A 13019-nucleotide genomic window follows, 5' to 3' on the forward strand; every position below is an offset into this window, starting at 1 on the left:
TAAATCATAAGTCTTTACCCAATTTGAACGCTCTTTTCCTTATTTTGCAGAGTAGCCAAAACACTTAATGCCGCTAGATAACTCGTTTTCGGATTATTTGGCATCGGATCATTTTCCACTTCCAGTTTCAGTTTCCCGAACGAACCTGACGCTTCTATCAGGTGATTGTTTTTTAACACATTTGGATCGGCAATGATTTTCACTTTCGTCTTCTCAGATCCAAGACCAGCCATGGACAGCACAATCGCAACATTAATGTTTCTCGGAAACTGTTTGATCGCATCTGCAGCAGATCCTTCAAATAATACCGTTTCTTCAGTCACTGTAGAACCTGCAGGCAATGCGTTTGGCGGTTTTCTAGTGGTGAGGCAAACAGATTCAAGGCCATTCACCGCTTTTGCAGACTTAAGTATATCGAGACCTCCAATCGCACCAGACGGAAGGAGAATATTCACGTTATTCATTTTACAAACCTGATTTGATTGTTCTTCAAAGGCAGGATTCGCCATCACGCCAATACTGCTCAGCAAGAGATCCTTCCCGCTTTTAAGCACTTTCAATGCATACTCTTCAGCTGCTTCAATCGTTGCAGCCTCTATGACTAAATCTACATCGGATTTAAGGAGTTCATCGACATCTCTAAATGGCTGTGTCCTGAATTCTTCAGCTAGTTGTGCCCCGATTTCTTCACGGCGGGCATAAATCGCAACGATTTTCCCACCTGGAAGTAGCCCGTCGTTATTAATGGCCTGAAGCAAAAATTTCCCGATATTACCGCACCCGATTAAACCTAATTTCATGTAGTTTCATCCTTCCTCAATCAGCAAACCCGTACGAGTCCGCAAAGAATTCCAAACCGCAATGTCTTGTTTCCCGCGAAACACCACTTTCTTTTAAGCCAGGGAAATCCAGAGCCAAGTCGCTGAAAACGGTATGATTATTATGGAAAACCGCACCAGCTTCGAGGCGATCAGCCATTTCGACAGCGATATCTTCATTCTCGGTCCAAACAGATGCACGCAGCGCAAACTCACTATCATTCGCTAATTTTACAGCTTCATCAATATCATTGAAAGGTAAAATTGGAATGATGGGTCCAAATTGTTCTACCCGAACCAATTCGCTCTGCTGATCGACACCAGTAATAATGGAAGGAAGCATATAATAACCTTTATCCCAAGTCTCAGGATTCAGCTGAATGCCAGTCGTGATTATATTTCCTCCTGATTTAGCGGTACGTTCGATTAAACCATTCACAAAGTCATATTGTGCTTTATTATTCAATGGACCCATAGTCACGTCAGGCTGAATTCCATCACCAATTACCATCCGGCTAAATTCTTTGGTCAGCTTTTCCACAACCTCATCATAACGTGATTCTTGGACGTACACTCTTTTTACTGCAGAACAGACCTGACCCGCCGCTCGTAAAATCCCCATCCTCAAACGTTTGATAGCGGCTTCATCCATATTGGCATCTTCCAAAATGATGGCAGGATCATTTCCGCCAAGTTCCATATATACTTTTTGCAGATTTCCAGCTGATTTCTGCATGATATCTTTTCCGGTTTCCGTACTTCCGACAAACGCCAATGTCCGTACGCGTGAATCGGAACATAGTTTGTCGCCGATTGCTTTTCCTGATCCGGAGATTATATTGATGACTCCTGGAGGAAAATGTTCAGCAACTACTTTTAAACAAGTCATTATCGTTAACGGGCAATTCGTTGCAGGTTTTACGACAACGGCATTGCCTGCCAAAACAGCAGGTATGACCCTTTTAAAGGTTAATATCATTGGAGAGTTCCACGGTGTGATAATTGCCGTGACACCTCTTGCCCTTCTTCGGATCTGGACTTTTTGATTTCCAGGGAGCACTTCAGGCTTCCACCAATCAAGTAATTCTGCTGCACAGCCCTTCATGACTTCCACACAGCGCAGTAAATCCTTTTTAGCTTCAACAAGTGTTTTGCCATTTTCACGTACAAAAACTGTAACATTTTCCTCGATTACTTTTGAGAGTTCTTCTGCCGCATTGTTCATCCGGTTAGCCCGTTCCCCAATATCAGAGCGAGACCACGTTTCAAAAGCATTTTCTGCTGCTTCAATCGCGTCATTCACGATTTCTTCAGAGCATTTAGCCACCTGGCCAACTACTTCCGATGTATAAGCTGGATTTACTACATCGACTTTATCCGCCGATTCTTTCCATTCTCCATTAACTAGGTATTTTCCTGAAACAAATGGGTATGTCGAAATCATTTTCAATCCTCCTTATAGTTTTTTTGGCTTGAACGCTTCCGCAGCTCCTGGCGGTCCGCCAAATGGCTTGGCCATAGGCCCCACAGCTTCCATATCAACAACGATCATTGAAGGTTTACGTCTTTCCTTTGCCTTTTTCAGTTCGGATATGAATTCATCTCCAGAACCAATACGGACAGCATCAAAATGCATGGACTCAGCCAATTTCACAAAATCAGGACTCAATAAATCCACGGCTACCTGCCGACCATATGCAGCTGATTGAATATTGCGAAGAACCCCATAGCCTGAATCATCGAACAATACGATGATAACTGGTAAGTTTTCTTCGGATGCCGTGACCATTTCCCCGACATTCACCATAAACCCACCGTCTCCAGCCATAAGTACGACGGTTTTATCCGGACACCCCATTTGGGCACCGATAGCTGTAGGAAGACCCTGACCAATTCCGCCGCCTGATGCATGAATGGATGTTCTCGGTTCATAGATTTCAAATAAACGGCTGCCCCAAACGTTTGCCTGTACGGTTACATCACGAACTAAAATGGTATCGTCTGGTAATATCTCCCTCATGCCATCTACAAATTGCTCAAAAGGTCCAAGCGTTTCCCTGAGTTGAGCGCGCACTTCATTTCTAAGCGAAAGAACTTCTTTTAAATAAGAAGGCTCAGCCTGAACTGATTGTTCTTCGAGCTTTTGAATGATGGCAGCTAACATATCTTTTGCATCACCGACCAATCCTAACGTGGCTTTATAGTTACGGTTAATGGCCTGCCAATCCGCATCGATCGCTATATGTTCTTGTGGGACCGGCACTTTCCAGTTGGATGTTTCATTCCCCCTAAACCTTACACCGATGCTAATCAATAAATCTGCATTTCTTAAAAACTCTTTTGTCGTTTCATATGCTGCAAAATGTCCGATGCATTGTTCATGGTTTTCTGGAATCGAGCCTTTTCCTGACTGACTGGTTATAACCGCTGCACCAAGGAGTTCCGCTAATTTTTGCAGCTCTTGCGAAGCATTGGCACTGATGACTCCACCACCAGCCCATATTACAGGACGGCGTGCACCTACCATTTTTTGCACGGCTTGTTCAGGAATAAATGGCAATGAATTTGTTTCAGAAGTTGAAGCCCGCAGCCCTTCGAGTGAAAGATCTTCTATGATCGCCGATTGAAAGTCAATGGGGATTTCCAATGTAACCGGACCCGTTGGTGCAGTTAACGCTTCTTGGATCGCCTTCCTTACCACTGCTGCAGATTGGTCAGGGTTTCTAAGCCTCACTGCATTTTTACAAGCTCCGCTCATCATTGAAAGCTGATCTTTACACTCATGTATGTATCCTTTGCCTGTACCAAGATAAGAAGAAGCCACCTCACCAGTAAGATGAAGAAGGGGGACGCCTGCTGCCCATGCTTCCACCAGTGAACCAGCAGCATTTCCTGCCCCTGTACCGGTACTCGTAATCACTACACCCAATTTCCCAGTTGCGCGGGCATATCCATCAGCCATGTTGACTGCACCGCTCTCGCCGCGTGAACAAATGAGTTTGATGCTCCCATCTCTAAGAATTGCATCATAGATGGGCATATTGTGAATGCTGACAATCCCGAAAGCAGCTTCCACACCTGCTAGAACCAGCTCCTTTACGATGGCATCGGCGGTCGTAAACTCTATTTCTTCTTGTATTTTCATCGCGTTATCCTACCTTTTTTAGTATTTATAGTGCCTTTCCGATCGCTCCTGCAGTCTCAATCGTCGAACCCGCTACATAACTTGCTTTGTCTGAAGCAAGGAAAACAATGACACTGGCCACTTCTTCCGCTTCCCCTACACGACCAAGAGGGATATTCCGTTTTTTCGCAAGGTCTCGGTAATACTCTTCTGGGTCCATATCAGGCGCATTTTTCAATCTTCTTCGCTCCCATTGATCCGTCCGGATCAATCCAAGACTCACTGAATTAACCAATATATTGTCAAAGGCCAATTCCTGGGACAAGGTTTTGCTTAAATTAAGGAGACCAGCCCTTGCTGCTGCAGTCGCTACCATATGACGTTCAGGTTCTTTAGCAAGCGTTGCATTAATATTAATAATACGCCCGCCTCCCCTTTTCACTAAATGAGGATGCGTAGCACGAACGGCATGTATGATGGCAAAGAACTTTAACTGAATCTGTTCTTCCCACTGCTCATCCGTTATGTCAAAAAAGTGACCCATCACGCTTTGACCGGCTGCATTCACCAATATATCGATTCCGCCAAACCTCTCAGCGGTACCATTAATGAAGGAATCCACATCCGATTTTGAGGTGACATCACATGTTGATGCAAAAATATCTGCCTTTTCACCAAATGCGAGCAATTGAGTTTGTGCACTTTCCATACGCTCTGCACTTCTGCCGCATATAGCCACTTTTGCTCCTTCAGCTAGAAACATTTCTGCTGTTTTTAATCCCACGCCCGACGTGCCGCCCATAATGACAGCCACTTTTCCTTGCAATCCTAAATCCACTCTCGTCACTCCTTTTCAAAGCCATTTTCCTTAAACACTGTCCTTTAATATACAAGTAGCAAACTACGTGCAAGAATAATGGGAGGAAATCAAAATCCTCCTCATTTTTCCGCCATGACTGAATCATCTATCTGAGAATCAACCCAGCCCGGATCAGGATCTCCTCCCATTGCTTTGCGGGCTTCAGGTTTCGGCGGCCCTGCAATCCCCCACTGATCCATTAAATGCGGAACCCGTTTCCATACACGTGCTCTCCACTCAGATTCATCTTCGATCGTTTCCAGGTAACATGTATACTCCATAACAAAACCGCCTGGGTCTTGAAAATAACAGAAAATATTGTCTCCTGGCCCATGACGTCCAGGTCCCCAAAGTTCTGACAAGCCCGCTTTTCGCACATTGCTTATTCCCCGCATCAGTTCATCCACGGAATCGACTTCGTATGCGATATGATTAACTGAAGCATGCTCATCTTGATTGAAGGCAATGGAGTGATGTTTCCTGTTGCACCGTAGGAATGACATTTGGTGCTCACTCCAATCAGTAACTTTAAAACCAAGTACATCCGTATAAAACTCAACGATCATATCTAAGTTCTTCGTGTTCATTACAACATGATTCAATTTCACTGGATCAACATTTTTCTTGCTCCAAATAGACGTTTGCACTTCCACCCAAGCCGAAAGCTCAATCACGCGGTTTTCCGGATCAATAAACCTCAGGCCATAACCAGCACCTGCTTCATCCAAATATCCAGGCTGTTCAATAATTCGAACGCCCTTCGATTGTAATATCCCCGCTGCACGGTCCACCGCATTTTTATCGACCATGCCAAAGGCTATATGGTGCAATCCTCGTTTTTCTCCCTTGTGAAGGCTTAGAATATGATGTTCCGGTCCGGCCCCGCGGAAATAAACCGTATTCTCCTCTTCCGGAACATCCACCCTATCCAGACCCCAAACCTTTTCATAAAACTCTGCTTGATCGTCGAAATTCGGAGTTATCATGCTTATATGTCGTAAATGAGTAATCCCAAGCATTTTTTATACCTCCCATAATTTAGATTGCCCTTTAGATAATTTGCATGGGCCATATTTAACAATCTAATCGAAAAGGGCGCCTCATTAATTTTCATAATGCAGGTGCCCTTTTCGGCTAAATGATCAGTCTTTAATGATGGCTTCTCTTTCTTTAGAGCGTTGTTTACGCAGTTCTTCCAGTTCACTGCCTTCAGGATATGTCGGTAAGTTAGGCTTAACTGCCCCTAACATCACGAGCATGCGCGCTTCTACATCCCCGTCATTCCTAATTCCCCGATAAACCCCCGGTGGGCTGCTGATGCAGTCTCTCGCACTTAATTTAATTTCATGCACTTCACTGTAGCTGTCCTCTTGAATTAATGCCGTGACTTCACCCTCAAGAATGAAAAACACTTCTTCAACATCGTCGTGAAGGTGCAAAGGACCGATACATCCCGGAGGAAGCACCATTGTACTTAATGTGAAATGTTCACCTTTAATTACATTCGTATCGTTATTGGCAGTGGCACCACGTCCGATATATCTCATCTGTGCGCGTTTATATGCGGGATCGATTTCTTCTTGGAACTTCAAGACATCCCAATCAAGCGAACGGTCTTTCAATCGGGCAACATATTTTTTTTCAAAATCCTTTACTGAAAAAGCTTCTTTTGTCATTTTAAAATTCCTCCCTTATTGGTTGTTTCTAATTCGCATCATGTTTCATAAGCAAAACATTGTTTTGTCTATGAATTAAGTCTAAAATGAAACCGCTTCATTGTCAATTAATTTTTAGAATATTTAAAACTATTTTTATAATCCGAACGCTCAGCCCTTGGGGATAAACGTCTTTCCTTAAACACAAAAAAGTGTGGATACCCTATTGGGAGATCCACACTTTCGAAAGAGGTTATTAACTTATTAATAGATTGGGACTCAAGTATGTTCAAACATCCTCGTGTTGATACGGCTTAACCCCACTATATCCCATATAAACGGATAACTGCCGAGAAACTTCCAAAAGTTTCGGCAAGGCAATTTTATCGATGAAATCCTCCTGGTAAGCTGACTCAGTTGCCACGACATTCAAGGCAGCCAATACTTTCCCAGTCCTGTCAAAAATCGGAGCCGCAACAGAACGGATGCCAGGGTGGAATTCCCCGCTTGTCATCGAATATCCATTCTGCCGAATCGAATCCAGCTGTTTTTGAAATTCACCCGGCGCGGTGAGTGTTTTGTCTGTATAAGGAGTCAGGTTTGAGATTTTGAACATTTGCATTAGCATTTCTTTCGGTTGATATGCCAAAAGTAATTTTCCATTGGCCAATGCATGTGCCGGCAGCCGCAAACCTATGTTCACATTGACAGCGGATACACCTCTGATTGGGGCACTTCCAACATAAACGACTTCCTGTCCATCCAAAATGGATAGATGGCAGGAGGCTCCGATTTCATCACGCAAGTTCTCCATATATGGTTGGACAATTTCCTGGAATTTCAAGCTATTCAAATAGCTGAATCCCAATTCAAGAACCTTTGGCGTTAAACTATAACGTTTGGTATGTTCATCCTGAGACAAATAACCGATATTTTGTAATGTGAATAATAAACGATATGGTACCGTTCTGCTTACTCCCAGTTGTTTTGCAATTTCTGAAAGAGACAAACTCGGCTGTACTTCATTAAAGAGCTTAATGATTTCCAATCCTCTAACCAATGAATTAGCACTATATTTCTCTTTCTCTTTTTCTTCGCTTGCCATTCGAGTATTCCCCCCTGTTGTGAATAAATCTCATTTTCTCCAGAATATTCACTTTCCTTAAAGCTTTCTTCATACCTAGAAAGAAGAACTTGCAGTATATGTACATTTTTTTCTGGAAGTTCATTTGGTGAATGATTTTTGATGCATACTTCAATGGTTGCATACCTTTGTCTGTAAAATCCGCACCATGATGATTGAACACACCTGGATCCTGCTGATAACATAAATGGCCGAACTTCTGAACAATGAAAAACTCGGAATCAACGTACTCCCTATCAGTTCACCACTCAAGACCAAAGGCGGACAAATATTGAAGATAGGATGTCCACTTGGTTTAAATTTGATAAGGAGCAAGAAAATGACCGGTATCCTGACGGAAGTAATTGCAGCCAGATGCGTTTCGCTTCCTAACTAGACAAAAACATGGGCGCCGGTAGTGCACTGCCTCTGCTTTGCGTGCTCATCTAATTCACGTATCGACGGATTATATTCTATTCAGAAATTTCCGTTTACTTTCTTCCATACTAGCAAAAGCTGCCCCATGAGTCGTATCAGATATGATCAACGCCTTCACCACTTCAGGAAAACGGCTAGTAAAATCGAGAGCGATAGCCGACCATCGAATGACAGAGCTGGTATCTCCTTGTTTCTCAAACAATGCAGGATAACAAACGCTTTTACTCCCCTTTTTTCAGATAATGAATCGGGCATTCTTCTAATTGGCTTCCCTTCTACCCTTTACTCTTCATGTTTAAATTGAATAGTGTATATGTGTCAATTAAAGCATATTTACATATATAAAACTATTTGGAAGGCCTAGCTTAATTGACGTATCGATAGAAAAGCTCGATACAACCAAATATAACCAATATTACAAGTGGAAACAAATATAGAATTTTAATACATCGATACTTTCTGCAAAATCATGATATTTTCCATATTAAGTATTTCATATACAAAACAATATAAATGAATTATAGATTTTCCTGATTTTAAATTCAATATCAACAAGTCAGAATTTTTAATAATTTGATATTAATTAGTTTTTTTGACACAAAAGATTTTAAATACTTCCTTTTTTATGTCCTTGCTTGATAGTGTCCATCTACTCAATAGGATGAAACAGAGTTCGTTTTAATTGAAAGCGCTTATAAGTTTGTTTATTCCAAAGATAAAAAATTGTCTAAATATTAAATTGACAATCAATTTTTTTTAATTTATCGTTAAGAAAGTAAAACTTTGTTTTCCTTACAAAACATTTCCGCGACTTTTTATCTATCAAAATTATAAAGAAAGGCGGGAAAGCTCTTAAATGAAAAATCAAAACTAGTACCTTTATAAAGGGAAAACCGTAATTCACTTATTCTCAATGGTAAGTGTTTTAAGGAATGCTAAAAAGCGACAAGGAGATGATATTATGTTAAAAGGGCAAAAAAGATGGTTTTATATTGCCGTTCCAATTTTTTTCTTTTGGTTTTTCGGACAAATTGATAAGGTTGGCATTTCCATCATTCAAACAGATCCTGAATTCTTGCATGCACTCGGTATAACAGGCGATGACAAAAATGCAAAGATCGGTCTTCTATCTTTTGTATTCACCATTGCCTATGGAGTGTCAAATCTTTTTTGGGGCTTCATCATTGATAAATTAGGTGCCCGAAAAACAGCCATCGCCGGTTTATTCGTTTGGACACTCACGATGATTATGTCAGGCCTGGCAAATTCATATGAAATATTTTTAATAAGCAGGGTCATTCTTGGTTTTGGTGAAGGGATGATGATTCCGGTTTCCGGAAAACTCATTTCTAACTGGTTTAATAAACGCGAATTGGGGAGGGCCCAGGCATCTTGGCTTACCGGAAACTATTTAGGACCGGCAATGGGAGCCGTGGTTTTGGTGCTCTTAATATCTTTACTCCACTGGCAAGCAGCTTTCTTTATGCTTGCAGCTTTCAACTTATTTATAAATATCCCGATGTTCATCTTTATGACAAGGAATACACCAGAAGAGCACCCCCGTATAAGTAAGGAGGAATTGGCTTTCATTCGCCAAACGGATGATGAAATTAAAGAAACCGCCCCCTCCGAGAACAAAAGTTTCGCCCAAGATTATCGTTTCTGGATCGTTTGGTTCGGCATGCTCGTATGCTCCTTCTTATTTTTCGGAATCAGCATTTGGCTTCCTACATATCTAATTGAAGCAAAAGGATTCGAAAAGGAAGGTATGTCGAGCATCACTTCACTTTCCTGGCTATTCGCTTTAGGCTTTGTCTTGGCATGCGGTTTTCTGGCAGACAAAACCAGACGGCCAAGTTTGATGGCCACGATTCTATTTTCATTGACGGCTGTCTTTTTGACTGTAGCTGTCTTCATTCCCAACCCTATTTTGGCCGGACTTTGTATGGGACTGGCAATGGGATGTCAAGGCGGTGTGTTCCATCTAAGCAATATGCTCATGGTAAAATACTCAACACCTGAAACGGCAGGACGAGCCGCTGGTCTAATTGGCTTCACGAATATCATGGGCGGCTTTTCGAGCTATATCATGGGATGGCTTCGTGACTTGTCTGGCGGGGACTTCAGTTCATCAATCGCCATGCTGATTTTTACAGCCATCTTAGGTTTGGCAGCTTATTTATTCTCCATTAAGAGAGAATCCGCAGAACTGCGCTTATCACCTATACATGTACAAAAGATACAAGCATGAAGTCCTTGTAAAATCAGTCTTATCACCTAAATTAATAATCCAACCCTTGAATTATCAGGGGTTTTTCCTTGTGCCGAATTAAAAGTAAGTCGGTAACATATCACCTCTTTTTTGCATTTCCCGATAAAATTTCCCACCGCTATTCCGAATCATCCCTTTATTTGTATAAATATGTCGATAGTTAAAATATTCAAAAAATGATATTTTTTTGAATGCCCATGTTATATTGTTAATGGAAAAAAATACTTGTCAAGTAAGGTGAGTGTGTGAATATAGAAGTTTTAATTCTCCATTATATTCAGGAAAAACGTCAAAAGCCTAACCATGCCAATGAATTATTGGATTATATTCAGAATGAATATGTAAACGGGAAGCTGTCAATCTTCCAATATAGAAGTCTCTGTCAGGACTTATATCTTCGAGGAGCCAAACAAACGTCTCCTGGATGAAACTGCACCCTTGTCAATAGTCTAACTACTTCCGATTGTGAATGAATTTTGTTTCTGGTTTCTGCAATGACCTATCGTTAAGAGTAAAACCGGTCATGTTCCATGACTAATTAAAAGCCTCCGTGATCTGTCACCCCAAGACAGTTCACGGAGGTAAATGTTACTTATTCAGACATTGAGAAATTTTCTTTAATTAAATGAATATATCGAAAATTAAAACCAAACCGAATGCCACGAAGGAAAGTAATGTTTCCATGACTGTCCATGTTTTGAAAGTTTCTTTAACGGTTAGTCCCATATATTCTTTTACCAACCAGAAACCTGCGTCATTAACATGGGAGAACATAAGTGAGCCTGCTCCCGTGGCAATTACGAGCAATTCTAGATTAACACCCGTCATATTGGCAACGACCGGTGAAACAATCCCAGCTGCCGTGGTCAAAGCGACGGTTGCAGAACCTGTGGCAATCCGAATCAATCCAGCCACAAGGAATGCAAGAACGATAGGGGATAAAGAAATTTCTTCAGACATGGAAGCGATCGCAGTCCCTACGCCACTATCAATTAAAATTTGCTTGAATCCTCCGCCAGCACCGATAATAAGGATTATCGAGGCTAATGGCAATAGGCATTCTTCCGTCAACTTTTTAATTAGTGATTTGTCCATTCCCTGTCTGTAGCCCAAGAAGTAGTAAGCAGCAAAACAGGAGATTAATAGGGCAATCACCGGACTGCCGATAAACAATAAGAATTTTTCAACGGAACCCGGTAGCGGCAAATAAGGAGCCAAGACAGTTAAAACCATCAACAATACAGGCAAAAGGATGATGAAGAACGAAACCCCAGTCCCTGGTAAACCACTTGACTTTGTTACCACCCGGATCAATTCCGGTTCACCAACAGGAATAACCCGTTTTTGAACCCATTTTGCGAATAGAGGTCCGGCAATTACAGCAGTCGGGAATGCGATGATCAATGAGTACAGAAGTACGTGTCCCATGTTTGCATTATAGATTCCAATAGCTGTCATGGCTCCCGGATGCGGAGGTACCAGCCCATGTACGATCGATAAACCAGCAAGTACTGGAATACCAATTAACAAGATGTTCACTTTGGTTGATTTCCGAATGGAAATGACCAAAGGCAGCAATATTACTAAACCAACCTCGAAAAATACCGGAATGCCTATGATGAAACCAGATAAAAGCATGGCCCAAGGCAGGTTCTTCACGCCGAATTTATTAATGAAAAAGTCAGCAACCTGCATACCGGCTCCAGAGTCGGACATCATCTTTCCTAAGATGGTCCCTAAAGCCAATATTCCAATAAGGTGACCAAGGACCGCTCCGACGCCCGTTTCATATGCTCCGACAATCTTGTCCATCGGCAGTCCAGAAAAAACCGCTAAAAATAAACTGGCTACAGTCAAGCTAATGAATGCATGCCATTTCCACCATGATACCCCCAAAATAACAATTACGATAGCTATCAGCGTGATTCCTAATAAATATAGATCCATATGTTCTCCCCACCCTATTGAAATCGCTTACAATCAGCCTGATACAATAATTGGATTATTGTACCGGCTCATTATATGTCACAATGTAGTTCTGTTTAGCCGTGTTGTAATACCCTTCACTGTATTCCATAACATTTCCGTCCCCATCACTGGAAATCCGAATCCTTTTTAATACAGGACTATTGTTTTCGATTTTCAGTGTTTCGCAAATGTGATCCGGAGCGATAGCAACGGCAAACTCATCTCTGAATGTTTCAAGTTTGACGTTTTGATCTTCCAAAAAGCGGTACAAAGAATTGATCTGGACCTCTTTCATATCTTCTTCGTTCATATCGAGTGAAACATAATGTGTAAAGTAAATATAAGGTTCATTGTCCAATATATATATCCGTTCGATACTTATGCAATGGTCACCAAATAAAGAATGCAACTTAGTGTCCGAAGAAAGGTCAACATGACTTATGTTTAACACCTTTTTTAAAATGGAGTGCCCTTCCTCCACCAACAGCTCTGTGAAACGCTTTCCTTTGGAAAGCTTGACAATCGAACCATTAGCTATGACCTTAGTGCCTTTGCCGCTTTTCTTTTCAACATACCCCTCTTGCACGAGTTCTTTGATTGCATTACGGACAGTGACCTTACTTACGTTAAATTCTTCTTCCAAAAGAGGCTCGGAGGGAATGTTTGTGTCGATGGCATAAACCCCATGTAAAATACGATCCTTTAATATTTCTTTTATCTGTAAATACATCGGTCCATTTTTTCTGTTCACATTCATTCCTA

The 13019-nt window shown here is 41.6% G+C and carries 11 protein-coding genes; 2 read left to right on the forward strand and 9 right to left on the reverse strand.

The features are described 5' to 3' along the window. Positions 1–14 precede the first annotated feature (14 nt). The 7 genes from nadX to BW986_RS23465 form a co-directional block, all read right to left on the reverse strand. Positions 15–800 (reverse strand): aspartate dehydrogenase, encoded by a 786-nt coding sequence (gene nadX, locus BW986_RS23435; RefSeq protein ID WP_076371326.1) that lies wholly within the window; start codon positions 798–800, stop codon positions 15–17. 16 nt (positions 801–816) lie between these two features. Further along, entirely contained in the window at positions 817–2262 is a 1446-nt protein-coding gene (locus BW986_RS23440; protein WP_076371328.1) for an aldehyde dehydrogenase family protein, read from the reverse strand. Between the two features lie 12 nt (positions 2263–2274). Further along, positions 2275–3963 carry a thiamine pyrophosphate-binding protein gene (locus BW986_RS23445; RefSeq protein WP_076371330.1) on the reverse strand — a complete coding sequence of 563 codons (1689 nt, stop codon included), beginning with the start codon at positions 3961–3963 and terminating at the stop codon, positions 2275–2277. A gap of 25 nt (positions 3964–3988) precedes the next feature. Then, entirely contained in the window at positions 3989–4780 is a 792-nt protein-coding gene (locus BW986_RS23450) for an SDR family oxidoreductase (RefSeq protein ID WP_076371332.1), read from the reverse strand. Between the two features lie 101 nt (positions 4781–4881). Further along, entirely contained in the window at positions 4882–5820 is a 939-nt protein-coding gene (locus tag BW986_RS23455; RefSeq protein ID WP_076371334.1) for a VOC family protein, read from the reverse strand. A gap of 123 nt (positions 5821–5943) precedes the next feature. After that, positions 5944–6477, reverse strand: coding sequence for a cupin domain-containing protein (locus BW986_RS23460; protein ID WP_076371336.1), 534 nt, complete (start codon positions 6475–6477; stop codon positions 5944–5946). A 268-nt stretch (positions 6478–6745) separates the two neighbouring features. Next, positions 6746–7561, reverse strand: a complete 816-nt coding sequence (locus BW986_RS23465) for an IclR family transcriptional regulator (protein WP_076371338.1) — start codon at positions 7559–7561, stop codon at positions 6746–6748. 1417 nt (positions 7562–8978) lie between these two features. Here BW986_RS23465 and BW986_RS23475 point away from each other — a divergent pair. Next, positions 8979–10268 carry an MFS transporter gene (locus BW986_RS23475; RefSeq protein ID WP_076371342.1) on the forward strand — a complete coding sequence of 430 codons (1290 nt, stop codon included), beginning with the start codon at positions 8979–8981 and terminating at the stop codon, positions 10266–10268. A 266-nt stretch (positions 10269–10534) separates the two neighbouring features. Next, positions 10535–10717 carry a YppF family protein gene (gene yppF, locus BW986_RS23480; protein ID WP_076371344.1) on the forward strand — a complete coding sequence of 61 codons (183 nt, stop codon included), beginning with the start codon at positions 10535–10537 and terminating at the stop codon, positions 10715–10717. A 193-nt stretch (positions 10718–10910) separates the two neighbouring features. Here the strand turns inward: yppF and BW986_RS23485 are convergent, their stop codons facing one another. Next, positions 10911–12236, reverse strand: coding sequence for a GntT/GntP/DsdX family permease (locus tag BW986_RS23485; protein WP_076371346.1), 1326 nt, complete (start codon positions 12234–12236; stop codon positions 10911–10913). A 55-nt stretch (positions 12237–12291) separates the two neighbouring features. Continuing rightward, the gene (locus BW986_RS23490) at positions 12292–13014 is read right to left on the reverse strand and encodes a GntR family transcriptional regulator (protein ID WP_076371348.1); all 723 of its coding nucleotides are present in this window, start codon (positions 13012–13014) and stop codon (positions 12292–12294) included. Positions 13015–13019: the final 5 nt, after the last annotated feature.

It is taken from the genome of Peribacillus simplex (assembly GCF_900156045.1).
GTDB lineage: Bacteria > Bacillota > Bacilli > Bacillales > DSM-1321 > Peribacillus > Peribacillus simplex_D.